Origin of the sequence: Burkholderia sp. NFPP32 (genome assembly GCF_900119325.1) — a bacterium.
In the GTDB taxonomy this organism is placed as follows: domain Bacteria; phylum Pseudomonadota; class Gammaproteobacteria; order Burkholderiales; family Burkholderiaceae; genus Burkholderia; species Burkholderia pyrrocinia_C.
On the sequence record NZ_FPJP01000006.1, the window covers coordinates 1 to 24624 of the forward strand.

General features: G+C 67.7%; 19 protein-coding genes. 8 read left to right on the plus strand and 11 right to left on the minus strand.

Annotated elements, in window-relative coordinates; all coding sequences use genetic code 11:
- The 3 genes from BT264_RS13890 to BT264_RS13900 form a co-directional block, all read right to left on the minus strand.
- The coding region (locus BT264_RS13890) for an amidohydrolase family protein (protein ID WP_143156741.1) at window positions 1-518 on the minus strand (518 nt) is incomplete at its 3' end.
- Window positions 519-537: 19 nt separating this feature from the next.
- Complete coding sequence (locus tag BT264_RS13895) at window positions 538-705, minus strand: DUF1427 family protein (protein WP_034184358.1); 168 nt, start codon at window positions 703-705, stop codon at window positions 538-540.
- A 170-nt stretch (window positions 706-875) separates the two neighbouring features.
- A complete protein-coding gene (locus BT264_RS13900; protein WP_072437974.1) occupies window positions 876-1562 on the minus strand; it encodes a hydrolase in 687 nt (228 codons plus the stop codon).
- A gap of 309 nt (window positions 1563-1871) precedes the next feature.
- Between BT264_RS13900 and BT264_RS13905 the strand changes: the two genes are divergently transcribed.
- Together BT264_RS13905 and BT264_RS13910 are read left to right on the plus strand one after the other, a co-directional pair.
- Entirely contained in the window at window positions 1872-2138 is a 267-nt protein-coding gene (locus BT264_RS13905; RefSeq protein WP_072437973.1) for a XapX domain-containing protein, read from the plus strand.
- Between the two features lie 332 nt (window positions 2139-2470).
- Window positions 2471-3379 (plus strand): LysR family transcriptional regulator, encoded by a 909-nt coding sequence (locus BT264_RS13910; RefSeq protein ID WP_072437972.1) that lies wholly within the window; start codon window positions 2471-2473, stop codon window positions 3377-3379.
- A 58-nt stretch (window positions 3380-3437) separates the two neighbouring features.
- Here BT264_RS13910 and BT264_RS13915 read toward each other — a convergent pair whose 3' ends face one another.
- Both BT264_RS13915 and BT264_RS13920 read right to left on the minus strand, forming a co-directional pair.
- A complete protein-coding gene (locus tag BT264_RS13915) occupies window positions 3438-4901 on the minus strand; it encodes a mechanosensitive ion channel family protein (RefSeq protein WP_072437971.1) in 1464 nt (487 codons plus the stop codon).
- A gap of 360 nt (window positions 4902-5261) precedes the next feature.
- Window positions 5262-7055 carry an ATP-binding protein gene (locus BT264_RS13920; protein WP_072437970.1) on the minus strand — a complete coding sequence of 598 codons (1794 nt, stop codon included), beginning with the start codon at window positions 7053-7055 and terminating at the stop codon, window positions 5262-5264.
- 501 nt (window positions 7056-7556) lie between these two features.
- Here BT264_RS13920 and BT264_RS13925 point away from each other — a divergent pair.
- Window positions 7557-8198: an HD domain-containing protein gene (locus tag BT264_RS13925; RefSeq protein ID WP_072437969.1), complete on the plus strand. Its 642-nt coding sequence runs from the start codon at window positions 7557-7559 to the stop codon at window positions 8196-8198.
- 46 nt (window positions 8199-8244) lie between these two features.
- Here BT264_RS13925 and BT264_RS13930 read toward each other — a convergent pair whose 3' ends face one another.
- Window positions 8245-9066 (minus strand): alpha/beta fold hydrolase, encoded by an 822-nt coding sequence (locus BT264_RS13930; RefSeq protein WP_072437968.1) that lies wholly within the window; start codon window positions 9064-9066, stop codon window positions 8245-8247.
- A gap of 70 nt (window positions 9067-9136) precedes the next feature.
- Window positions 9137-9562 (minus strand): DUF3331 domain-containing protein, encoded by a 426-nt coding sequence (locus BT264_RS13935; RefSeq protein ID WP_072437967.1) that lies wholly within the window; start codon window positions 9560-9562, stop codon window positions 9137-9139.
- 555 nt (window positions 9563-10117) lie between these two features.
- On the opposite strand from BT264_RS13935, the gene BT264_RS13940 reads away from it, so the two are divergent.
- Window positions 10118-10939, plus strand: a complete 822-nt coding sequence (locus BT264_RS13940; protein WP_034184366.1) for an alpha/beta fold hydrolase — start codon at window positions 10118-10120, stop codon at window positions 10937-10939.
- Window positions 10940-11100: 161 nt separating this feature from the next.
- Here BT264_RS13940 and BT264_RS13945 read toward each other — a convergent pair whose 3' ends face one another.
- A complete protein-coding gene (locus BT264_RS13945; RefSeq protein ID WP_072437965.1) occupies window positions 11101-12681 on the minus strand; it encodes an MFS transporter in 1581 nt (526 codons plus the stop codon).
- A 44-nt stretch (window positions 12682-12725) separates the two neighbouring features.
- Here BT264_RS13945 and BT264_RS13950 point away from each other — a divergent pair, with 44 nt between their 5' ends.
- The 3 genes from BT264_RS13950 (at window position 12726) to BT264_RS13960 (ending at window position 16335) form a co-directional block, all read left to right on the plus strand.
- Window positions 12726-13793 (plus strand): HlyD family secretion protein, encoded by a 1068-nt coding sequence (locus tag BT264_RS13950; protein ID WP_083534006.1) that lies wholly within the window; start codon window positions 12726-12728, stop codon window positions 13791-13793.
- Window positions 13790-15214, plus strand: coding sequence for an efflux transporter outer membrane subunit (locus BT264_RS13955; RefSeq protein WP_072437963.1), 1425 nt, complete (start codon window positions 13790-13792; stop codon window positions 15212-15214). Before BT264_RS13950 ends, BT264_RS13955 begins: the two co-directional genes overlap by 4 nt.
- Before the next feature lie 83 nt (window positions 15215-15297).
- On the plus strand, window positions 15298-16335 hold the full coding sequence (locus BT264_RS13960; RefSeq protein ID WP_218173341.1) for a LysR family transcriptional regulator: 1038 nt from the start codon (window positions 15298-15300) through the stop codon (window positions 16333-16335).
- A gap of 75 nt (window positions 16336-16410) precedes the next feature.
- Here BT264_RS13960 and BT264_RS13965 read toward each other — a convergent pair whose 3' ends face one another.
- From BT264_RS13965 to BT264_RS13975, 3 genes are all read right to left on the minus strand, one after another.
- Complete coding sequence (locus BT264_RS13965) at window positions 16411-17085, minus strand: response regulator transcription factor (RefSeq protein WP_072437961.1); 675 nt, start codon at window positions 17083-17085, stop codon at window positions 16411-16413.
- A gap of 106 nt (window positions 17086-17191) precedes the next feature.
- The gene (locus BT264_RS13970; RefSeq protein WP_256260627.1) at window positions 17192-17635 is read right to left on the minus strand and encodes a response regulator transcription factor; all 444 of its coding nucleotides are present in this window, start codon (window positions 17633-17635) and stop codon (window positions 17192-17194) included.
- A gap of 31 nt (window positions 17636-17666) precedes the next feature.
- Entirely contained in the window at window positions 17667-19151 is a 1485-nt protein-coding gene (locus BT264_RS13975; protein WP_072437959.1) for an ATP-binding protein, read from the minus strand.
- Between the two features lie 317 nt (window positions 19152-19468).
- On the opposite strand from BT264_RS13975, the gene BT264_RS13980 reads away from it, so the two are divergent.
- Window positions 19469-24592, plus strand: coding sequence for a trifunctional serine/threonine-protein kinase/ATP-binding protein/sensor histidine kinase (locus BT264_RS13980; RefSeq protein WP_218173342.1), 5124 nt, complete (start codon window positions 19469-19471; stop codon window positions 24590-24592).
- Window positions 24593-24624 lie beyond the last annotated feature (32 nt).

A 24624-nucleotide genomic window follows, 5' to 3' on the forward strand; every position in this document is an offset into this window, starting at 1 on the left:
GGCTCGGGCGTGTCCTTCGTGTAGCCGACCACGCGCAGCGCGGCCGCGTTCAGCAGCGCGCGGTCGTACAGGTGCAGGATGAACACCGGCGTATCGGGCGCGGCGGCGTTGAGCTCCTCGATCGTCGGCAGGCGCTTCTCGGCGAACTGGTGCTCGGTGAAGCCGCCGACCACGCGCACCCATTGCGGCGCGGGCGTGATCGCGACCTGCCGCCTGAGCATGTCCATCGCGACCGCGAGCGACGGCACACCGTCCCAGCGCAGTTCCATGTTGTAGTTCAGGCCGCCGCGAATCACGTGGCAGTGGTTGTCGATCAGGCCCGGCAGCACGGTGCGGCCGTCGAGGTCGACGACCTTCGTCGCGCGCCCGGCGAGCCGCATGACGTCCGCTTCATTGCCGACCGCAACGAAGCGGCCGGCGGCTATCGCCACCGCCGTCGCGGTGGGGTTGGCGCGGTCGAGGGTCGTGAACCTTCCGTTGTGAAGGATCAGATCCGGTTGGGACTCGGTTGCGGTCATATACGTCACCTCGTTTCGATCAGAAGCCAAAGAGCTGTTTGAGGGTGGGGATGGCCTGCACGCCGATCAACATGCCGAGCAACCCGACAAGCGCGATCAGCGGCGGCGCCGGAGAACGGACCTTGATTGCGCTGTAAATGACACCGATCAGCAAGCCCGCACCAAGGGAAACCAGATAAGGTTCCATACGATCAATTTCTCGGACAGGTTGGAATGCAGGTCGTAACGTCCTGGCAAACACGCTGCGGGCGGCATCCGTGAATCGACCACGTACGCCGCCCGCGATTTCATATTGCCGATGCCGCGTGTTCGCGGGGAACACGCCGCATCAGCATCGACAGTCGCGACTGCCTTCGGTCACTTCGCCGGCACGGGCGGGATCGACTCGTGCGGCGTCGCGGTACGCTGCGCGGCCTTGTGGACCATCGTGTACGCGTAATCGACACCCATCCCGTACGCGCCCGAGTGCTCCTTCGCGATCGCCATCACGGCGTCGTAAGTCTCGCGGTGTGCCCAGTCACGCTGCCACTCGAGCAGGACCTGCTGCCAAGTCACGGGCACCACGCCGGCCTGCACCATCCGCTGCATCGCGAAGTCGTGCGCGTCCTTCGACGTGCCGCCCGATGCGTCGGCGACCATGTAGATTTCGTAGTCACCTTCGAGCATCGCGCACAGCGCGAACGTCGTATTGCAGACCTCCGTCCACAGGCCCGACACGACCACCTTCTTGCGGCCGTTCGCGGCCAGCGCGTCGCGCACCTTCTGGTCATCCCACGAGTTCATCGACGTGCGTTCGAGCGTCTTCTGGTTCGGGAACACGTCGAGCAGCTCGGGATAGGTGTGACCCGAGAAGCTGTCGCTTTCAACCGTCGTGATCGTGGTCGGGATGTTGAATACCTTCGCGGCCTTCGCGAGCCCGACGACGTTGTTCTTCAGCACCTGACGATCGATCGACTGCACGCCGAACGCCATCTGCGGCTGCTGGTCGATGAAGATCAGCTGGCTGTTATGGGGGGTGAGTACTTCAAGCTTCGGATTGCTCATGGTGGTCATGTCCTTTGACGCGGAGAAAAAATTGCCTGTCTCGCCGGCAAGCCGGGAGGCGCCCAATGCGCTGTGCCGGCAGGTTTTCCTGCCAGCCGGTGCCATTCAACACGCGATTTCATGGTAACGCCACTTAATCAAATCGATTAATAAAATCCCTAAAAACAGGCCTTAAAAGATCTTAAAACCATCGAATTGAATGATCACATCAAAAAAGACCTGCTACGCTATCGAATGAATTCGGGATCGCCCGCGGATCAGTAGTTATCCGTATTTTTCACACGGTTGTCATTCACTTACATCCGAATCATGAAGCCGTATATTTCATCGCTGCTTGCCGGGATTCTCGCCGGCGTCGTCTACTTCCTGATCGGCGTGCAATCGCCCGCTCCGCCCACGATCGCGCTGGCCGGCCTGCTGGGCATTCTTGCCGGCGAACAGATCCTGCCGATCGCACGGAGAATGCTCGCTGGAATTCATCTGAGAACCGCGTGGAACGAAGCGAAGTGCAGCCAGCACATGTTCGGCTCCCTGCCCGGCGCCCAGGCATCCGATGCCGCCGCGAAGAAACGTTAATCGACGCCGTCGTGACCCACGTTGACTGACCGGATTCGGGGAGGCCGACCGGCGTGCCGGCCAATCTCCCGACGCCGACCACACGCAGGCAAGCCGGAACGCGAAGCAGCCGCGAAACCCGGGCCCATTCGGCACGGCTCCCCCGTGCGCTGACGCTGCGGAAATGGCGCACATCGCCAATACCGATCGGACGCTGAATTCGCGCGAGGCAATCCTGCCCGAAAAAGGATAGCGCCCCCGGCTCCGGCAACCGGATTAATTGTTCTGAATCGTATTGGTCTCCGCGGCGCTTGGCGATAACATGACAGCCCGACGCCCGCGTGGATTCCATCATGAAGCTGTCATTCGAAGCGCTCGAAGCACTGGACGCGATCGATCGCACCGGCACGTTCGCCGAAGCCGCGGAGCTCCTGCACCGTGTACCGTCTGCGCTGACCTATCTCGTACAAAAACTCGAAAGCGACCTCGACGTCGCGCTGTTCGACCGCAGCGGGCGCCGTGCGAAGCTCACGCACGCGGGCCGCGTGGTCGTCGAAGAGGGCCGCCGGCTGCTGCATGCCGCCCAACAGATCGAACTCAAGGCACTGCGTGCACAGCAAGGCTGGGAAACCGAGGTTCGCATCTGTATCGACGAGATCCTGCCGTTCGACGCGTTGTGGCCGTACGTGCATACGTTCTACGGGCTCGAGATGAACACGCGGCTGCGCCTGTCCACCGAAGTGCTCGGCGGCACCTGGGATGCGCTGATTTCGCGCCGCGCGGATCTCGTCGTCGGCGCGGTGGGCGAGCCGCCGGAGCTGCCGAACATCGTCGCGCGGCCGATCGGCACGCTCAGGCACGTGTTCGCCGTCGCCCCCACCCATCCGCTCGCGGCGTTGCCCGAACCGCTGTCGATGGCGTCGGTGGTCGAGTATCGCGGCGCCGTCATCAGCGATACCTCGCGCGAGTTGCAGCCGCGCTCGGTCAACGTCGATGCCGGGCAGCCGTATCTCGCGGTCCCCACGCTCGCCGCAAAACTGGCCGCGCAGTGCGAAGGACTCGCGGTGGGCACGCTGCCGGATTGCGTCGCGGCACGCGCGATCTCGCAGGGCAAGCTCGTCGCGCGCCAGGTGACCGGCATGCGCGACACGACACATTGCTATATCGCGTGGCGCGGCGACGAGGCCGGACGCGCGCTGCACTGGTGGGTCGAGCAGCTCGACCGCCCCGATCTCGTCGACCGGTTCACCGCGCTCGCCTGATTCCGCCGCACGCCGGCCGCACCGCTCGATCGGCCTTTTCCCGCGATCTCCCGCCGCGTCAGCCGAACGAATCGTGAAGGCGCTTCATCTCCTTCTCGAGCCACTCGATCAGATTGAACGACGCATGCGCCTTCGCGGCCGGCGGGATCATCATCTTTTCCTCGGTCGCGATGTGTTCGTTAAGGGATTCGCACATCAGCCGTCCGAGTTCGGGTTTCCTCGCGAGCAGCGGCGACAGGTCGCGGCTGCTCAACTGATAGGCCGTCACGGCCGTCACCGCGTAGACGCTCGCATGAAGTTGCGTGCCGGCCAGCACGACGGACTGGCCGATCGCGTCGCCGGGCACCATCCGCCTGACCTCGATGTCGCCCGTCGCGCCCGGCACGAACACCGACGCGACACCGGACCCGACGATCGTCAGCAGGCGCGTATCGGAATTCGATGCGTAGATCACCTCCCCCTTGTGAAATACGCGCGACGCCAGCGCATTGGCCAGCACCGCCAGATCCTCGTCGCCGAGTTGCCTGAAGAGTTCGACCGCGCGCAGCAGCCGTTGACCGCTCGAAGCCGGCCGGTGCGCCTCGGCCATCCCGCCGAGCGGGCGCAGCGCGATGTCCGCGGCGGCGAGATGCCGGTGGGCCAGATCGTAGAGCCGGTTACGCACCGCCACCTTTTTTTGCAGCGCGTCGACGTAACAGACGAGTTCGTATTCGACGGAATTGGTCTTGAAGGCCTTGACGACCGAGATCGGTGCGGGACTGGCCAGCACGTCCAGCGAACTGGCGGCAGCGCGGTCGAGCGCATCGACGACGACGGCCGGCCTAACCGCCGGATCGATCTCGATCGTCAGTGTCACGCCGTGCACGCTCGCGGGTTCGCTCAGGTTGACGATCGTCGCCTTCGCCGCCGTGCTGTTCGGCACGACGACCAGGTTGCCGAGGCTGTTGATCAGCTTGGTCGCGCGCCAGTTGCTTTCGACTATCCGCCCTTCCAGTTCGCCGATGGCCACCGTATCGCCCAGGCGAAACGGCTGGGTGGTATTCAGCACAAGGCCCGAGAACACGTCGTTCAGCGTGTTCTGGACGGCCAGGCCGAGGATCACGGCCACGGCGCCCGAGGTCGCGACCAGGCCGCTCAGCGGCAGGCCCAGTACGTAGCCCAGCGCGGCCACCGCGGCCGCACCGAACACGGCGCCCGCGGCGATGTCGTGAAACAGCCGCTGGTTGCGCCATGCGCGCGGCAGCAGCAAATGATCGAGCATCAGGCTGAACACCAGCGCGCATTGCAGCCACCATGCGACACCGATCGCCTGGATGGCCAACCGGTCGAACCGGTCGGGCGACGGTGGCACCGCGAGCGGGCTCACGCCGGTGGCGAACAGCACATAGGTCAGCGCGGCGAACGACGCGCAGCGCCAGACCGCTTTCGTCGTCGAACGGCCAGGCCCGAGCAACCGCCATGCAACGAGATCGGCAACGACGATCGGTGCGCCGTAGGCGACCGTGACGGACAGGTTCAGCATGCCGGAACGGGCCGCGTGCGCGCTGCGCGACTGGCGGGAAACCCGCGCGATCGCATGGCTCGCGCTACCCGATCCGGCGAGCGGCCGCCCGCGGCGAATCGTGGCGTGAAAGGTCGGACTGGACAGGTTTCATGCGGTAGTCGTTCGATGACGCGCGAAGTCGCCGCGGCACGACATGTGCCGATCGCCGCCCCACGCCGGCATTCGGTGGCATCGGGATATCGACAAGCGGCGGTGCGAGCCGGTCTGCTGCCCGCGCGCCAATCGCCGACGGTCTCCATGCATGCAATGTAGACGCACCGGCCGGCCAAGTCCTGAGTTCAGGCTGAAACGTTCTGAATTCGGCAGCGGCGCGCGCCGTTACGGTTCGCGCGCCGGCAACCCGGCCTCGTCCGCGTCGACCCCGAGCGCGTGCAGTTCGGACCATGCGTCGTGCACGACCCGCGTCGGCCCCGACGTATGGGCGAGCGCGGCGGCATAGGCGGCCAGCAGGCGCACGCGCGCATCCTCGCGCGCCCGCGTCTCGTCCATATTCCGCATTGCATCGAGCGCCGCGCGCGCCCGTTCGCGACATTCGTCCACCAGCGACAGGTCGAACAGGCACGGGACCGCGACAGCCGCCATTGCGATGCCGACCTCCGCATCGCCGTTCGGCGAAAACGCCCAGTCGAGCGCCGCGCGCAGATTGCCGAGTTCGCGCCGGATCACGTCGAGCCGCGATTCGGCCCGCGGCGCGTCGTCGCCACCGGGTGCAAGCCTGAACAACCTATGGAAGTAGTTCGCATGCGCGAGTGCCGCGGCCGCGCATTCGCCGTTGTTCGCGAGCTGCTGCAGCGCATACGCGCGCGTCGTGGTCAGCAGCCGGTAGCGCGGCGCGCCGTGCGCGCTCTCGAGGCTCAGGAGCGACTTCGAGACGAGGCCGGCGATCGTGTCGAGCAGGTCCGCATCGACCAGCCCCTTCGTGCCGACGATCTCCTGCACCGCGTCGATCGAGAAGCTGTCGCGGAACACGCCGAGCCACCGCAACAGCAGGCGCTCCGCGTCCCCGAGCAGGCGGTAGCTCCAGTCGTACATCGCCTGCAGCGTCTGATGACGCGGCAATGCCGTACGAAAACCGCCGGTCAGCAACCTGAAGTGATCGTCGAGATGCGCGGCCAGCACATCGATGCCGAGCACGGCCGCTCGGGCCGCAGCCAGTTCGATGGCGAGCGGGAGACCGTCGAGACGCCGGCATACCGACGCCATCAGCGACACGCTGCGTCCATGGAGCGGAAAGCGAGGGTCGGCGGCGCGCGCGCGCGCCGAGAACAGTTGCACCGCGCTTGCGCGCAGGATCTCGGCATCGTCGGCGCCTTCGCAGGGCACATCGAGCGGCGGAATCGGACACAGCCGCTCGCCCTGGATACGCAGCGCCTCGCGGCTGGTCGCGAGGACGCACAATCCGGCGTCGGACTCGGTCAATGCAGTCGCGATCTGCGCGGCGGCATCGAGCAGATGTTCGCAATTGTCGAGCACCAGCAGCATCCGGCGGTTCGCCACGCTGGCCAGCACGGCTTCGAGCGTCAGCGATCCGGCCGGCTGCACGATGCCGAACGCACCCGCCAGCGCGGCGGGCACGAATTGCGGACACGCAACCGTGGCCAGCGACACGAACGCGGCACCCTCCGGAAAACTCGCCTCGGCCCGCATGGCCGCTTCGAGCGCGACCCGCGTCTTGCCGATGCCGCCCGCCCCGACCAGCGTCACGACGCGCGCGGTGTCGAGCGCCGCGAGGACGTCGGCGACGGTCTGCTCGCGGCCGACGAGCGCGGTCGGCGCGGCGGTCAGCCGCGACGCCGCGGGACGCACGGCCGCCGCGCCTTCGGCCTGGGCGCCGACCAGCCGATAGCCGCGCCCCGGCACCGTGACGATCAGGTTCCGGTCGCCGGCCAGCGCCTTGCGCAACGCGGCGATATGCACCTGCAGGTTGTTTTCCTCCACGATCGTGTGCGGCCACACACGCTGCATGATTTCGTCTTTCGATACCAATGCGCCATTCGCCCGAATCAGGAGTTCGAGAATTTCGAATGCGCGGCTGCCGATGCGCAGCAGTTTGCCGTTCGAGCGAATTTCACGTCTGTCGAGAAAAACGTGAAGTGTTCCAATCCTGATCATGGAAATTCTTAATCGACTTCATTCATTGATGCCCTGTCAGAAATGACACCGGTTGGGTGCCATGCTACGGCATTTGTCTAATGAGGTGATTCAAATTATCAGAACGGAAGGAGCAAATTTTTTGAATCGACGAGAGCCGCGATCGCCGCGACGCCTCCCGGACATGCACGCCGTCCGGCACGGCGCACCATGACATCCCGCACTTTTAATGTGCGAAACATTCGTTCATTCGTGAACTCATTTATCGGATAAAACGGCCGATTGGCCGGAATCGATTTCGTGATCTCGTTAATTGAAATCGCAGTTCGAATGACTTGCGAAAAAACCAGGTAAAAGCGACGTGCAAAGCGCGGTGAAATCGATTCCGGGCGCGAGCGCCGGTCGGATTTTCCGTTCAGAACGATTCAGGCGCCGCTCAGGACATTCAGCGGCGCGGCGCGCGACGATGGTTCGATGGCGCCAGCGTCGAGCGACCGCCGTCACGCCGCGAGGAACACGACCATGGGCAACCGTATCGCCGGCATCCGGATTCCCGACGGCCCGATCGCACGGGAGGCCGCCGCGACCGTGCGCGCCGGCGAACCGGAACTCCTGTTCCGGCACGCGATGCGCGTGTTCGCGTTTGCGTCGATCATCGGGCTGCGTCGCGGCATCGCATTCGACGCCGAGCTGCTGTACGTCGCCGCGCTGTTCCATGACTTCGGGCTGACGGAGCGCTACCGGGATTCGCGCCGGCGCTTCGAAATCGACGGCGCGAATGCCGCCCACGCATTCCTCTGCGGATACGGCGTCGCCGCCGGCGATGCGGAAGAGGTCTGGCGTGCGATTGCGCTGCACACGACCTTCGGCATTCACCCGTACATGACGCCGTTGACGGCGTTGCTCGGCGCAGGTGTCGAGACGGATCTCTTTGCGCGTCATTTCGACGAAGTGAGCCGATCCGAACGCGACGAGATCGTGAACGCGTGGCCGCGCGGCCCGTGTTTCAAGGAGCTGTTCCTCGAAGTGCTCGCCGCGGGCACCGCGCATCGCCCTGCCGCTGCGTTCGGCAACGTCGGCGCCGACGTGCTCGAGCGTTGCGACCCGGACTATCGTCGGACGAATTTCTGCGGCCTGGTGCTCGGGTCGAAATGGACGGAGTGAGCTGTCCGGTCGGCCGGGCCCACTCCGCCGCGTCATCCCCGCCGGGTCATGCGCGGGCGAACGCCAGCAGTTCGTCGTTCAATCGTTGCGCGTGCGTCAGATACAGCGCATGCGGTCCGCCCTCGTAGACGCTCAGCGTCGCGTGCGGCACGCGCTTCGCGGCGGCGGCGCCCGTGAGCGCGAGCGGCACCGTCTGGTCGTCGTCGCCGTGAATCACGAGCGTCGGCACGTCGAACTTGTCGAGATCCGCCCTGAAATCGGTTTCGGAAAACGCGCCGACGCAATCGAGCGTCCCCTTCAATCCGCCCTGCAGCGCCATGAACGACGTCCAGTCGAGCGCGGCGCGCGAGATCGTCGAAGCGGCCCGGTTCGAACCGGTGAACAGCGGCCAGAAGTTCTCGAAGAAGGCCGCGCGGTCGGCCACGATGCCCGCGCGAATACCGTCGAACACGGCCACGTCGACACCGTCCGGATGGTCGTCGCGCCGCGCGACCAGCGGCGTCACCGACCCGACCAGCACGGCCTTCGCGATGTGTCGCGTGCCGTGCCGGCCGATGTAGCGTGCCACTTCGCCGCCGCCCATCGAAAAGCCGACGAGCGTCACGTCGCGCAGCCCGAGCGTCTCGATCAGCGTCGCGAGATCGTCCGCCAGCGTGTCGTAGTCGTATCCCGTCCACGGCTGGCCGGATCGGCCGAAGCCGCGCCGGTCGTAGGCGATGCAGCGAAAGCCGTTCGATGCGAGATGATGCATCTGGACGTCCCACATGTCCGCATTCAACGGCCAGCCGTGAATGAATACGACCGGGCGCCCTGCGCCCCAGTCCTTGTAGTGGATCGAAACGCCGTCGCGTGTCGTGAACGTGCTCATGAAGATTCCTCAGCGGTGAAAAAGCAGCGGCCGCCGGCGATGGCCGACGGATGGGGCGCACCGTTCCGGGTCACGAACGGGACAGCCTGACGATGAACCGATCCAGTTCGGACGCGAGGATCACCTCCCGGTAGTTCGCGGGGCGCTTCGCTCCGCGCCACTGCGGCTTGTAGATTGCATCGCCGGTATGAATCGTGATGCCGGTCAGCGCGCAGCGGCCGAGGGCGCGGGATTTTGCGCTGATCCAGCGCTGCTCGTCGTAGCGGCAGCGGGTCGGATCGCTCCACGATATCAACACCGACGAATCGGTCTGCCGCTCGGCGGCGACGATCGCGCAACGGCGGCGCACGCCGCCGCTCGACGCGGGCGGCGCATCGTCGCGATGGCGACGGCGTACGGGTTCCGGGTCGCGAAGATGCGACGGCGCACAGCGGCTCGCAGCCGGCGACGGGTCGAGCAGCGTCATCACGTGTTCCCAGCGATTGAATTCGTCCATGGCGGCGTACCCAGGCAAGTGGCAAAGGGCGCGGATGTATCGCACCCGCCCGCATTGCGGTCGTCATCCGCCGGCACGAACCGGCAAGACCCGCGACGGGATGACCTGATGCTGACAATAGCGAGCCGCCGCTGAAGAGTCTTGATTCCGGGCTTAATTTTTCTGGCCGGTGCGTTCGCGCGGCTTGCGCCGCGACCGCCTTCATGAAAATTCAGCGCGATTTCAGTACAGGCTGCATGACCCCGCGATAGGCTCCTGTCGGCGTTCGTTCGCTAACACTTGCGCGCCTGCCGGCCCGCGACCGCGAACCCACGCCGGCTGCCGGCGCGATTGCCGCATGCGGGCAGGTCCGCACCATCCATCCAACGCGGCATCGTTCCACCGCACGTTCAAGGAGTCCCAATGCGTCCAGCAGATATCGACGCCGTTCCCTCGGCGCGTCGCCGAGACATGCTGCTTGCCGGCGCGACCGCCGTTGCAGCCGCCGCGCTGCCGGCTGCTGCCGCCGCTGCCGCCCCCAAACACGCCGCTTCCGCCCATCAAGGAGCTCATGCGATGAACACGATCACCACCAAAGACGGTACGCAGATTTACTTCAAGGACTGGGGCAGCGGCCGCCCGGTCGTCTTCTCGCACGGCTGGCCGCTGTGCGCCGACGCGTGGGACCCGCAGATGCTGTTCCTCGTGCAGCACGGCTATCGCGTGATCGCGCACGATCGCCGCGGTCACGGCCGCTCGAGCCAGCCGTCGCACGGCAACGACATGGACACGTATGCCGACGATCTGGCGGCGCTGATGGATGCGCTCGACCTGCGCGAAGCCACGCTCGTCGGCCATTCCACCGGCGGCGGGGAAGTCGCGCACTACATCGGGCGCCACGGCACGAAGCGCGTGTCGAAGGCCGTGCTGATCGGCGCCGTGCCGCCGCAGATGGTGAAATCGGCGTCCAATCCCGGCGGCCTGCCGATGGACGTATTCGACGGGATCCGCAAGAACGTCGCCGAGAACCGCTCGCAGTTCTACAAGGATCTCGCCGTGCCGTTCTTCGGCTTCAACCGTCCGGACGCCAAGGTGTCGCAGGGCACGATCGACGCATTCTGGGCGCAGGGCATGATGGGCGGCGTCTATGGCCAGTATCTGTGCGTCAAGGAATTCTCCGAGGTCGACTACACCGAAGACCTGAAGAAGATCGACGTCCCGACGCTGATCCTGCACGGCGACGACGACCAGATCGTGCCGATCGACGATTCGGCCCGCCTGTCCGCGAAGATCGTGAAGCACGCGCAACTCAAGGTGATCCCCGGCGGCGCGCACGGGATGTGCGTCGTCAACGCCGACCGGATCAATGCCGAACTGCTCGCGTTCCTGAAGGCGTAAGCATCGCGGCACGGCGCGCCCGGCCGCCCGGCCGCCCGGCCTTCAGGCCGGCGCGCCCTTCAGCACGTTTCAGGATTTTTCAGGTCGCCGCCGTTGCGTTGCGGCGGGCGCGATCGCCAGGATCGTCGATGCGGCATATCCGCCGATCCGGCGCCGCACGCTCACGACGCACGCGCCGGCCTGAGCAGCAAGCCGATCAACACCCCCGCGACCGCGAAAGCCGTCGCGACACGAAAATTGTCGGCCAGTGCGAGCGTGGTCGCCTGGATGCGAACCGCCCGGTCGAGCAGCGCATAAGCCGCCTGGTCGCCGGTCGCGAAGGTCGCGCCGTGCGACACGAGCAACGCCGCGCCGGCCCGCAGGCGCTCCAGCGTTTGCGGATCCGACAGCGTGACATGCAGACCGACGAGATTCGAATGGGTAGCCTCCATGATGCGCTGGATCACCGCGATCGACGTCGTGCCGAGCTGCCCGCTCAGCAGGCGCGTCGTCTGCACGACGGCGCCGAACGTCAGTACATGCTCGGCCGTCGCGTGCTTGCCGAAAAAGAACACGACCGACGTGAGTGCCATCGTCTGCCCCAGCGCCTGCAGCAGCTGCGACGGGATGAAATCGGGTTCGGCCCAGACGGGCGTGAGGCGCGCGCCGAGCGCGAACGCGACCGCCACCATCGCGAAGCCGGCCACGATCAGCCGGCGCGGATCGACGCGTTGCAGCAGCCACGCCACGCACGGCGCGAACAGCAGCTGCGGCATCGCGATCCAGCGCAGCGTATCGCCGATCTGCAGCGGTCGAAGCCCGTAGGTGCTCGCGAGAAACGCCGACGGAATGAAGCTCGTGTTGAGCACGGTAAAGCGCACGAGGCCGACGAGCAGGATCAGCAACGCGACGTTGGGCAGCGCGAGGTAGCCGAGATCGAGCCCGGCCCGTCGCGACGTCAGTTCGTGGATCAGGAACGCGGCCACCATCACGATGCCGATGCACAGCAGCGCGACGATCAGCGGCGACTGGAACCAGAACAGCCGCTCGCCCTGATCGAGCGCGATGCACAGGCACGCGAACCCGCCGGCGCCGAGCAGCATGCCGCGCGTATCGATACCGGACGCGATGCGCTTGATCGGCTCGGTGGACAGCGACAGCATCAGGCAGACGATGAACGGCACGGTCAGCAATGCGTTCTGCCAGAACAGCCAGCGCCAGCTCAGGTGTTCGCTGTACCACCCTTCGAGCGTCGCCGACAGGTTGAGCGACATCTCGAGGTTCATCGCATACGCGGCGATGCCGAACGGAATCAGCCGCGGCGGCAGCGTGCGGACGACGAACCCGACGGTCAGCGGCACGAACACGCCGGACGCGAAACCGGCCAGGCTCTGGAACACGATGAACGTGCCGAAGTTCGTGCACAGCGGCAGCACGCTTTCGACGACCAGAAATACCGCGGCGCCCGCCAGCAGCACGCGACGCGTGCCGAACACGAAGGCCGCCGCGATCGCGAGCGGCCCGACGAACATCTGCGACGCGATGAACGCGGTGTTGATCCATGCGCCCTCGTCGAACCCGACGCCGAGCGCACCGCGTATGTCGGCGAGCCCGAGCGACGTGATGCGCGACGTCAAGGTTGCGATGATCGCGCCGAGCAGCACGGCCGCGATCGCGGCGATCGAACGAAACGTCGGTATGTCGGAGGCCGGCGCTGCGGCCGGCCCCGGTGTCGCGCCACCGGGGGCGAACGTGGTGTTCATCGTCGAGCGGCTCCCGCACAAAAAGCTCGCGCAAGCATAGCGCGATGCGACAAACCCTGTCTTTTCGATGGAGTATCCCGATCGTGACCACGAACCCGCCGGACACGCCGCCCACTTCCGCCGCGCGCTCGCGCAAATGGCCGATCGTATCGATCGCCGGATGCGCGCTGTTGCTCGTCGCGCTGCTGGTCTATGAATTCGACGCGCATGATCGCGGCACCGACGACGCGTACGTGACGGGCCACCTGCACGTGATCTCGCCGCGCGTGGCCGGCACGGTCGAGCGCGTGCTGGTGAACGACAACCAGTTCGTGCACGCGGGCGCCCCGCTCGTGCGGCTCGACCCGCGCGATTTCGACGTGCGCGTCGCGCTGCAGCGGGCCCGCGTCGCGCAGGCGCGCTCCGATGCGAGCCGCGCGAAGGCGCTGGTCGAGCAAGCGGAAGCGACGCTCGTGTCGGCGCATGCCGACGCCGAAAAGGCCGAGCTCGACTACGCACGGGCACGCGAACTGACCCGCGAAACCCCGCGCGGATTGTCGCAGCAGGAATTCGACGCCGCCAACGCGGCGCGCAAGTCCGCCCGCGCACGCATCGAGGCGGCCGACGCGCAGCGGCGCAGCGCGCAGGCCGCGCGGCAGGCCGCCGATGCCGTGTCGAACCAGAACGACGCCGAGTTGCGCGATGCGGAGCTCCAGCGCCAGTACACGACCGTCGTGGCGCCGTCGGACGGCTACGTCGGCAAGAAGACCGTCGAGACCGGCGAGCATGTCGCGCCCGGCCAGGCGCTGCTCACGCTCGTCGAACCGCACCCGTGGGTGGTCGCGAACTTCCGCGAAACCCAGCTCCGGCACGTTCGCGCCGGCGACGTCGTGCAGTTGCGCTTCGACGCGCTGCCGGACCGGACCTTCAGCGGGCACGTCGACAGCCTGTCGCCCGCGACCGGCGGGCAATTTGCGCTGTTGCCGCCCGACAACGCGACCGGCAACTTCACGAAGGTCACGCAGCGGGTGCCGGTCAAGATCCTGCTGGACGGCCCGGCCTCGGCCGAACCGCGCATTCGGCCCGGCCTGTCGGTCGTCGTCTCGCTGCAACGCGGCCGCACGCAGCCATGACCCGCATCGCCGCCCTGCTCGCCGCCGGCCTACTGAGCGCGTGCACGATCGCGCCGCAGCCGCTCGCCCCCGTCGCGGTCGGAGCCGACCGGTTCCGCCATGCGGATGGGCCCGACGAACCCGCACCGTCGCTCGTCGAATGGCCCGCATCGTTCGGCGCTCCGCCGCTCGTCGCGCTCGTCGATGCCGCGCTCGCCGGCAACCACGACATCCGCGCCGCCGCGGCGCGCGTCGACCAGGCGCAGGCGCTGCTCGGCGTGCGCGAAGCCGCACTGGCGCCGACCGTCGGCGTCGATCCGTCGTTCAGCCGCTCGCGCGTATCCGGCACGGTCGACAACGCGTTGCCGAAACGCACGATGCACAACTGGTCGGTGCCGTTCAACGCCAGCTATGAAGTCGATCTGTGGGGGCGCCTGCGCGGCGATGCGGAGATCGGCCGGCAGAACGTGCTGCAGGCAGACGCGGATCGCGCGGCCGTTCGCCTGCGCGTCGCGACCGACGTCGCGAGCGATTACCTGACGCTCCATTTCGTCGAGCAGGATCTCGCGACGCTGGCCCGCGCGATCGAACTGCGACGCACCGCACTCGATGTGATCGCCGCGCGCGTGCGGGCCGGCGCGGCAAGCGATCTCGATGCGCTGCGTGCGGCAGCCGATCTCGATACGGCTCGCGCCGATCTCGCGGACAGCCGGCGGCTGCGCGAAAACCTCGTCGACGCGCTCGCCGTGCTGACCGGCGTCTCGCCGAGCGCATTCTCGGTCGCGCCGACCGCCTCCGCCATGCGCGTGCCGGAGGTGCCGCCCGGCCTGCCGTCCGCGCTGCTCGCGCAACGGCCGGACGTCTATGCGGCGGCGCGCCGCGTCGACGCGGCATCGCTCGAAATCGGCGTCGCCCGCACCGCGTGGCTTCCGACCTTGACGCTGACCGCCCAGGGCGGGTTCGCCAGCCGCGACCTCGGCACGTTTCTCGACCGCAACAGTTCGCTATGGGGCCTCGGCGCGAGCGTGGCCGAAACGGTATTCGACGGCGGCAAGCGCGAAGCCGCGGTGGCCGCCGCGAAGGCAGGCGCGGAACTCGCCGACGCGAACTATCGCGCGACCGCGCTGAGCGCGCTGCGCGAGGTTCAGGACGCACTCAACGACATCGCCGCGCAGAAAGAGCGGATCGTTCGCTACGACAGCGCGGCGCGCGCCACCGAAGCGGCGGCGCGATTGTCGCTGAACCGTTACGGGCACGGCTACGTCAGTTATCTCGAGGTCATCGACGCGGACCGGGACGCACTGAATGCGCGGCGCCAGCTGATTCATAGCCGCCAGGCACTCGCGATCGCGACGGTCAATCTCGTGCGCGCGCTGGGCGGCGGGTGGACACCGCCCGCGGCGAGACCGTCGGACGTCGCGAATCGCGCGGACCGGTTCTGAAAAAAACATCAACGCGCCCTCGACTTCCGTTCAAACGGTCTCACGTATTTTCATATCGCTCTTAAGCTTACCTAACGTTTTTTGTGTTGCCCGGTACCGGTGTGCCGCATAGATTGGTCACATACGAATCCACGGAAGCGAGACCTGTCATGGATCGCCTGAAAACACTCGAGATACTCAAGACGGTTGCCGAACAAGGCAGCTTCACGAAAGCCGCCGAGGCCCACCGGCTCGGCGTCCCCTGCATCAGCCGCGCGATCCGGTGCCTCGAGACGTCGCTCGGCGTGCTGCTGTTTCACCGCACGACGCGCAAAGTGACGCTGACGCGCGTGGGTCAGGACGTGCTCGAGCAGGCGCTCGCGTTGCTGCAGCAGTACGAGCACTTTTCCGTATGCTGTCACGCCAATGCAAGCGAGATGCAAGGCGATATCTCGATCGAGGTCTCGAACCTGTTCGGCGTAGATCGCCTGGTGCCCGTCCTGGCCGAGTTCAATCGGCAGCATCCGCTCGTGCGAATCCGCGTCGACTGGGTCGATCACCCGAGCGCGGCCCTGAGCGGCGCAACGGATCTGTCGATCGTCACCGAACGAACGTCGAGTCTGACGTGCGTCGAGCGGGACCTCGGGCGCATCCCGATGGGCCTATACGCGAGCCCGCGGTATCGGGCCGCAGGCGGCACGGCGGACACGCCGCAGGCGCTCGAACGCATGGATGCGCACGGCAGCAAACCGGGTAGCGGCGGCTCGGCATGGCCGCTGCGGCACCGGCGTACCGGCGCGACCGCCGAGATACGGCTGGCCGGCGCGATCCGCTCGAACTGCCTCGATACGCTGATTCTCGCGACGACGCGCGGCACCGGCTTCGCCGTGCTTCCGGAGCATCTCGCGCGGCCGCTCGAGCGCGACGGCGAACTCGTTCGCCTGCTGCCCGACTGGCAGGTCGGCGATCTCGGCGCGTCGCTGCTCTATCACTCGCGCCGGAACCTGCCCGTGCGCATCAGAACGCTCGCCGAACATCTCGTCGCCGCGTTCGACGGCAGCCCCGACGCCCGACCGGCAGCGCGGCGCGACGCGCACGTCGTCACGCACGCCGCGGATGCCGACAGCGAAGTGGCCGCATGAACGCCGTCGCCCGCGTCATCGCGGCCCTGCCCGCCGAAGCCGGCGCCGTTACGTCGACCGCGCCGGCACGCCCGCTCAGTCGCGTGCGCCGGCCGGGCGCACGCCCAGCGCTTCGGCTTGCCGCACGAGATCCGGCAGCGTGCGAACCTGCATCTTCTTCATCACCTGGGCCCGATGCACCTTCACCGTGATTTCCTGCAGGCCGAGATTCGCCGCGATCTGCTTGTTCATCAGGCCCGCGACCACCTGGCTCATCACTTCGCGTTCGCGCGGCGTCAACGACGCATAGGCCTGGCGCACCGCGTCCAGCGCGCGCTCGCGCTCGAGGCGCTCGCCGTCGCGGGCCAGCGCATGGCCGACGGCATCGAGCATCGCTTCGTCGTCGAACGGCTTCGTCAGGAAGTCGAGCGCGCCGCCCTTCATCGCCTTGACCGTCGTGGCCACGTCGCCGTAACCGGTCATGAACAGGATCGGCACGTTCAGGCCCGCACGTACCGCTTCCTCCTGAACGGCCAGCCCGCTCTCGTCGACAAGACGCACGTCGAGGATCAGGCAGCTCGGCACGTCGGGCCGCTCGAACGCGAGAAACGCCCGCGACGACGCGAACGTCTCGACGCGAAACCCCGCCGAACGCAACAGTGCGCTCAACGCGCGCCGCAGCGTTTCGTCGTCGTCGACCACATAGACGATCGGCGCGGAATCGCCCGCGCCCCGGTTGCCGGCCGACGTCATGTCCAGCGTGCTCGTCATTGCATTCCCTGTGTATGCATCCGCTTCATTATCGAATGATAAACTAAGAAAAAGCCGAGCGGAACCGCCACGCCTCACGCGGCGCGGCCGGTCGACGGGCCGCCGCTCACGCGGGAGGCGCGCCGGATGCGACCTGATCGATCAGGTTGAGCATATCGTCCGATGGAAACGGCTTGCGCAGGAACGCGACCGCGCCTTGCGCGAGCGCGCGGCGCACCGACTCGTCGTCGCCGTGCGCCGACATCAAGATGACCGGAAGCATCGCCTTGCGCTGAACCAGCAGGCGTTGAACGTCGAGACCGCTCATACCCTTCATCTTCAGATCGACCAGCACGCAAGCCGCGCCGTCCAGCGGGCCGGCCGCGAGGAATTCCTCGCCCGACGCGAATGGCAGTGCGGTATGGCCAGCCGATTTCAGCAAGCTGGCAAGACTCTTACGGACCGACGCATCGTCATCGATGATGCAAACAATGGCCATGAAATGAGAACCTGAAAATTTTGTCAATCCAGAACATCGCGACGCGGCTTGCGCCGCATCGACAGGCGTCACCGCCGCGCGCGACGCCCGCACAACCCGTGTGTCATGCCCACGGTCCTGCCACCAGCAGCGGTTGCGCGGGCGCTGCCGGCGTCGGCGGCAGTGTATCCGCGCGTTCCTCGCCGACGAAGGACGCACACCGGGCATGGACGCGGCCGGCCTCGCCCGACTCCGCCAGCTTCTCGAGCGCATACGCGCGCACGACCTCCAGCAGCGAATAGCGCTTCGAGAGCCCGACCGAATGAACGACCAGCAGCGATTTCGATGCAAGACTGGCCAGGCAGTCGAGCACCCGGGCGGCGCCCAGTTCGTCGCAGGCAGCCAGCGCGCACGCCGCATCGAGCCGGAACGCATCCGGAAACACCGCGATGCGGCACAGCACGGTGCGCTCCGCATCGTCGAGCAGCCGATAGCTCCATTCGATCGTGGCCCTGAGGGTCTGCTGGCGCGGATGGGCCGTACGCAGGCCGCCGGACAACGACAGGACGGACTTGTCGAGATCGGCTGCCAGCCCCTGGATCCCGAGCAACGCGACCCGGGCCGCGCCGAGCTCGAGCGCGAGCGGCAGGCCGCTCAGGCGGCGGCAGATGGTCGCGATCGCGTCCAGCGTCTTCGTGTCCGCGGGCATGTCGGTGCCCATCGCGCGAGCCCGCGCCAGAAACATGCGGACGGCGCCGCACGCGACGATCTCGCCGTCGTTCGCGCCGGCCGGCGGCGCCGGCAGCGGGCCGACGCGATAAACGCGTTCGCCCGCGACACGCAAGGGTTCGCGGCTGGTCACGACGAGTGTCGCGCCGGCATTCGCCTGCGCGATCGCTTCGCAGAGGTCCGCCAGATCGTCGACGTGCTGCTCGGCATTGTCGAGCACCAGCATGACGCGCTGCTCGCCGATCGCACGCACGACGTCGGCGGGTTCGGCGCCGGGGCTGCCCGGCAGGTCGAGCGCGTCCAGCACCGCCGACGCCACCGTCGCGTCGCCCTGCCAGCCGGCGAGATCGATCCGGACCATCTCGATGCCGCGCACCGCCGACCAGGCCGTGGCGACATCCAGCGCGAGATGCGTCTTGCCGACGCCGCCGGGGCCGACCAGCGTGACGAGCGCCTCTCGCTCGAGCAGCACGTGCAACTCGGCCGCTTCCTGCTCCCGGCCGATCAGCGGACATTTGCGCGGCACCGCGCCCGCACGGACGCCGCCTGCCGGCTCGAATCCGGCCGGCAGGCGCTCGGCGTGGTCCGGGTCGACCGGCGGAGCGAGCCGATAACCGCGGCCCGATTCGGTCCGTATCCACCCGTGCTTGCCGCCGAACAGCTTGCGCAGCGTCGAGATGTGCACCTGGATGTTGTTCTCGACCACGATCGTGTTCGGCCACACGGCTTGCATGATCTCGTCCTTCGACACGAGCCTGCCGGCCGCCTTCACCAGCAGCTCGAGAATCTCGAATGCCCGGGCGCCGATATACCGGGGCTGCCCGTCGACGCAGACTTCGCGGCACTCAAGGGAAACCGTCACCCGCCCGAACGTGTACATGATCCGCACTCGCTTATGCTGCTCCGCACCTTGCGCCGCCTCGCGAGGCGACGCCCTCTGTTCCGGCCGCCCAGTCGCACCGATGCGTTTCGGAAGGCCTGAACCCATGGTATGGCGCGACAGGCGCGCCGACCATTATCTATAGGTTTAGTCGGGTACCGGCCGGCCCGGTCGTCGGGAACGGCGTGTGCCGGGGGTACTGCAAATTTCCTCAGGCTGGCGGACAATGCACGGCGCCGCCCAGACGCGCGCAACCCAGCCCGGCCGCCCCCGTTTTACGCGCCGGTTTCGCCCTGCTCACCCAGCCTGACCCCACCGTGAACCAACCCTTGCGAGACCCGGACGACACGAAGCGAATGGATGCCGACTGGCTGGCGCGCGCCCGCATGTCGAATGCGCTCCGTTCGGGCGACGTGCTGTGGTTCGACCTCACCGACGCCGGGACGAGGCGCGTATGGTCCGCGTGCCAGACCGGGTGGGAATCCGACCAGCGCTGCCGGCAATTCGAGCACGAATACGCATTGAACGAAGCGCTGGAACCTGCGTGGGCGATCATGCCGGTTGCGCTGATCCGCGCCGCGGACGGCCCGGTGCTCGTCTATCCTCGCCCGGACGTGCGTGCGTTCGACACGCTGGCGGACGGGCGGCTGCCGCTCGACGTCTTTCTCGACGCCGCGATCCAGGCCGCGCGCACGCTCGGGCAGCTTCATCGGCGCGGCTGGCTGCATGGCGATCTGCAACCGGCCAGTTTCGCCATCGCGCCGGACGGTACGGTCATGCTCCGCTCGTTCGCCCATGCGTGGAATCGTCGGACGGAACGCGCCGCGGCGAGTACGATGCGCACGGATTTCGCCGCCTACGCGGCGCCCGAAGTATCCGAAGGCTCATGCGTCGACGAGCGCTCCGACCTGTACGCGTTCGGCATCACGCTGTTCCGCCTGCTGACGGGCGCGATGCCTTACAAGGCCACGTCGACGTCCGAATGGATCCACGCGCACGTCGCGATGCAGCCGTCGCCGGCCACGACCTTTCGCGACGACCTGCCTGCGATCCTGAACGACCTGATCCTGAAACTGATCGCCAAGGAGCCCGCCGATCGCTACCCGTCCTGCGAAGCGGTGCAGCACGATCTCGAACGTATCCGGCGCGACTGGCTGGCGGCAGGCCGCGTCGAGCCGTTCGCGCTCGGCGGCAGCGATCCGCTCGCCGGGTTGCACGCGCCCGACCTGCTGGTCGGCCGTGAAGCCGAATCCCGCCGGCTCGAGGCGGTGCTGGCGGCCGTATCGCAAACCGGCGAGACGGCCATCGTGCTGATCGACGGGCCGGCCGGCGTCGGCAAGACCGCGCTGGCCGAGGACTTCATGCGCCATGCGCGGGCGGCGTCGCGCACGGCCTGGTGCACGTCGGCGAAGATCGATCAGTTCCAGCCCGCGCGGCCCTACGCGCCCGTGCTGCAGGCCCTGCGCGCGCTGTTCGGCAGCGCGCTGGCCAGGCGCGACGACGAAATCGCGGCGATTGCCGCGCGGCTGCGCGACTGCGTGGGCCGTCAGGCCAACCTGCTGTCAGGCATCTTCCCGGAGATCGCGTGGTTGCTCGATGTCGAGCCCGTCGCGTTCGACCATACCGGTGCGATTCCGGAATTTCACCTATGCCAGATCGTCGTGAATGCGTTCCGTGCGTTCGCGGCGCCGGCCGAACCGCTCGTCATGGCGCTGGACGACATCCAGTGGGCCGACGACGCGACGCTCGCGTTTCTCGCGTCGATCGCTGTCGATCCGCCGGCCAATATCTGCGTCGTTGCCGGTTATCGAAGCGGGCCGCAGCACGACCACCCGCCGGCATTCCGCCGCTTCCTGCGCCAGCTCGACCCCACCCGCCTGTCGGCCCTGACGCTGGCGCCGCTCGACGCACCCGACGTCACGCGCATGCTGGCCGGCCTGCTCGGCGAGGCACCGGACCGGCTGTCCGGGCTCGGCGACATCGTTCACCGCAGGACGGGCGGCAATCCGTTCCACATCCAGCAGTTGCTGCGCACGCTGATCGACGAGCGGCTCCTCGGCTACGACCCGGTGCGACAAACGTGGCAATGGGATGCGGCCGACATCGACGCGCGCCGCCCGACCGAGAATGTCGTGAGCCTGCTCGCGATCCGGATGCAGCGGCTGCCGCACGAATCGAGAACGCTGCTGTCGCTGCTGGCCTGTATCGGCACCGACGCCGACGACGCGCTGTTGTGCGCCGCCGCCGGCAAGACGTGGGCCGAACTCCGCTTCTGGCTGGACCCCGCGCGCCAGGCGGGCCTCGTGTCGCTCTCCGGCAACCGCTGGCGCTTCGTTCACGACCGCATCCTCGAGGCCGTCTACGCGGTCGTCGGGCGGGCGGAGCGCGCGCTGTGCCATGCCCGGATCGCCGCCGCGATGCTCGGGCGCGCGGACGCGCAGTCGACCGAATCCCGGCTGGAACTCGCCGCCCAGATCGAGCAGGCGAAAACCGCACCGCTCGACGGCGCGCTGGCACTCGCATTCGCGGATGCCCTGGTCGCGGCTGCCGAGGCCGCGGCGATCGTCGCCGCGCGCGATCGCGCGCTGTCGTTTCTCGCGACCGCGCAATCGCTGCTCGGTCCTCACGCATGGTCGCAACACTACGGTCTCGCGAGCCGGATCGGCATCCTGCGCAGCGGCCTGCTGCTCGCGACCGGCGAAACCGCACAGGCATCCGAAGCGATCGACGAGCTCATGGCGCGGACGCGCACGCCGGCCGATCGCGCCGAGGCCCACCGGCTGAAGGCCGCGCAGCTCACGGTGGAGTCGCGCTACCGGCAGGCCGTCGACGTCGCGCTGGCCGGGCTCGCGCTGCTCGGCGTCGTACTGCCGGCCGAGCCGGTCGAGGCCGATCTCGCAGCGGCGTGCGACGCCGTGCGCGATGCGCTCGATGGCCGCGCCATCGGCGAACTCGTCGACCTGCCCGTGATGACGGACACGCGCGTCGAAGCCGCGATGGCGCTGCTGACCGCACTCGAAGCCGCGATGTTCTATCCGAGCGGCGGGCTGATGCTGCTGCATTTCGCGACGATGGTCCGGCTGACCCTGCGCCACGGCGTCACCGCCGCGTCGGTGCAGGGGCTCGCGTGGTACGGCGTCAGCATTGCCGGGCACCACGACGCGTATGAGGACGGCCTCGAATTCGCGAAGGTCGCGCTCGCGCTGGTCGATCGCCACGGCTTCGAGCGCTACCGCTCCGCGACGCTGATCGCGCTCGACCAGGTGAGCGTCTGGACCCGGCCGCTGTCGTACGCGCTCGAGCGCGCGCGCGATGCGAAAGCGGCGGGCAATGCGAGCGCCGAGCTGCGCTGGATGTGCTACAGCTGCAACCACATCGTCAGCGATCTGCTCGCGATGGGCGAAGCGCTGCCGGCGATCCGCGACGAGATCGATCCGCTGCTGCAGATCGCACGCGGTGCGCGTTACGACGACATCGTCGACCTCGTTTCCACCCAGTCGGAATTCGTCGACGCGCTGCAGCTCGGCTACCACCGGCCGATCGGCACCTGGCGTGCCCGTGCGTCGACGAAGACGCCGATGTCGGTCCTGCAGTTCTGGACCGACGTGCTCGCCGGCCAGGCGGCCTTCATTTTCGGCGACGCGGACGCGGCGCGCGCGTCGCTCGACGCAGCCGCATCGAGCGCGTGGTCCACTCCCGCGCACATCATGCTGTCCGACTTCCACCTGTTCGGCGTGCTGGCCGGCATCGCGAGCGACCGCGGCGCCACGCCGCCCGAGCGGCTGCTCGAACGCCATGCGCCGCAACGCGCCCGCTTCGCCGCGTGGAGCGAACGCAACCCGGGCACGTTCCGCAACAAGCTCGCGCTGATCGATGCCGAATTCGCACGCGTGCGCGGCGAACATATCGTCGCGATGCAGCAGTACGAGGCCTCGGCCAGCCTCGCGGCGGAACACGGTTTCGTGCACGAACAGGCGCTCGCGCACGAACTGGCCGCGCATCACGCCACGTCGCTCGGGCTCGCCGGCCCCGCCCGTCATCAGTTGCGGCTCGCCCATGCGTGCTACCGGCGCTGGGGTGCGGCCGGCAAGGCGCAGGCGCTGGAAGCACAGCATCCGTTCCTCGTGATGGACCCGTCGCCGGGCGGCCCGGCCATGCCCGCGCGCGAAGATCTCGATTTCTCGCTCGCGATGCGAGCGGCCCATTCGCTGTCAGAGGAAATCGTGCTGGAGCGCCTGATCCAGACGCTGATGCGCAACATGATCGTGTATGCCGGCGCGCGTTATGGCCTGCTGCTGCTCGCCCGGCACGACCGGCTGACGATCGAGGCCGCCGCGCGGACCGTCGGCAGCGACGTGATCGTCGACATTGCCCGCAGCGAACCCACCGAGCAGGATGTCCCGCTGTCGATCCTGAACACCGTCGCCCGGACCCGCAAGCCGGTCGTGCTCGCGAACGCGCAGCGCGAGGGCGTTCCCGACCACGCCGACAGCCTGCGCGCGCACCCGACGCGCTCGCTGTTCTGCCTGCCGCTGTTGAAGCAGGGGGCGCTGATCGGCGTGCTGTATCTCGAGAATGCATTGTCCAACGGCGTGTTTTCGCCGCGGCGCATCGCGATGCTGGAAGTGCTCGCGCCGCAGGCGGCCAATGCGCTCGAATCCGCGCGGCTCTACGCGGAACTGATCGACGAAAACACGCGCCGGCTCGAGACCGAGGCCGCGCTGCGGCATGCACGGACCGAGCTCGCGCGCACCGCGCACATGACGGTGATGGGAGAACTGGCCGCGTCGATCGCGCATGAGATCAATCAGCCGCTGACGAGCATCGTGTCGAGCGTCGGCGCGTGCATGCGCTGGCTGCGCGGCGCGCAACCCGATCTCGGCGAAGCGCTCGCGAGCCTCGAAGACATCCGTGCGTCCGGCGTGCGTGCGGCCGACATCGTCCGCGCGTTGCGATCGCTCGCACGCCAGGCACCGCCCGCGCTGGCGCCGCTCGCGATCGACGACCTGATTCGCGACATGCTGCATCTCACCGCGACCGAAATCGACGCGAAGCAGGTCGCGCTGCGCGTCGACCTGCATTGCAGCGACATCCGCGTGATGGCGGATCGCACGCAGCTCCAGCAGGTGATCCTGAACCTGGTCACCAACGCGCTCGACGCGATGGACGGACTGGCCGCGGCGCGCGAACTCGAGATCGCGTCGCAGGTCGGCGACGATTACGCGGTCGTCTCCGTTGCCGACCGCGGCGCCGGCATCGATGCCGACATCGCGAACCGGATCTTCGATCCGTTCTTCACGACGAAATCGCACGGCATGGGGATGGGCCTGGCGATCTGCCGCTCGATCGTCGAAGCGCATGGCGGCACGCTCGAAGCCGCCATGCGCGACGGGAACGGCACCGTGCTGACGTTCCGGCTGCCGATTTCGACGGCACGCTGACGCACGGGTCGAGCGCGCGGCGGAACCGGCGC

Coding starts and splice junctions, on each gene's coding strand:
- BT264_RS13935 (WP_072437967.1), bottom strand. CDS start 9,562: ATGGACGAATTCAATCGCTGGGAACACGTGATGACGCTGCTCGACCCG.
- BT264_RS13905 (WP_072437973.1), top strand. CDS start 1,872: ATGAAGCCGTATATTTCATCGCTGCTTGCCGGGATTCTCGCCGGCGTC.
- BT264_RS13940 (WP_034184366.1), top strand. CDS start 10,118: ATGAACACGATCACCACCAAAGACGGTACGCAGATTTACTTCAAGGAC.
- BT264_RS13950 (WP_083534006.1), top strand. CDS start 12,726: ATGCGACAAACCCTGTCTTTTCGATGGAGTATCCCGATCGTGACCACG.
- BT264_RS13975 (WP_072437959.1), bottom strand. CDS start 19,151: ATGTACACGTTCGGGCGGGTGACGGTTTCCCTTGAGTGCCGCGAAGTC.
- BT264_RS13915 (WP_072437971.1), bottom strand. CDS start 4,901: ATGCTGAACCTGTCCGTCACGGTCGCCTACGGCGCACCGATCGTCGTT.
- BT264_RS13965 (WP_072437961.1), bottom strand. CDS start 17,085: ATGACGAGCACGCTGGACATGACGTCGGCCGGCAACCGGGGCGCGGGC.
- BT264_RS13955 (WP_072437963.1), top strand. CDS start 13,790: ATGACCCGCATCGCCGCCCTGCTCGCCGCCGGCCTACTGAGCGCGTGC.
- BT264_RS13900 (WP_072437974.1), bottom strand. CDS start 1,562: ATGAGCAATCCGAAGCTTGAAGTACTCACCCCCCATAACAGCCAGCTG.
- BT264_RS13910 (WP_072437972.1), top strand. CDS start 2,471: ATGAAGCTGTCATTCGAAGCGCTCGAAGCACTGGACGCGATCGATCGC.
- BT264_RS13930 (WP_072437968.1), bottom strand. CDS start 9,066: ATGAGCACGTTCACGACACGCGACGGCGTTTCGATCCACTACAAGGAC.
- BT264_RS13920 (WP_072437970.1), bottom strand. CDS start 7,055: ATGATCAGGATTGGAACACTTCACGTTTTTCTCGACAGACGTGAAATT.
- BT264_RS13945 (WP_072437965.1), bottom strand. CDS start 12,681: ATGAACACCACGTTCGCCCCCGGTGGCGCGACACCGGGGCCGGCCGCA.
- BT264_RS13925 (WP_072437969.1), top strand. CDS start 7,557: ATGGGCAACCGTATCGCCGGCATCCGGATTCCCGACGGCCCGATCGCA.
- BT264_RS13895 (WP_034184358.1), bottom strand. CDS start 705: ATGGAACCTTATCTGGTTTCCCTTGGTGCGGGCTTGCTGATCGGTGTC.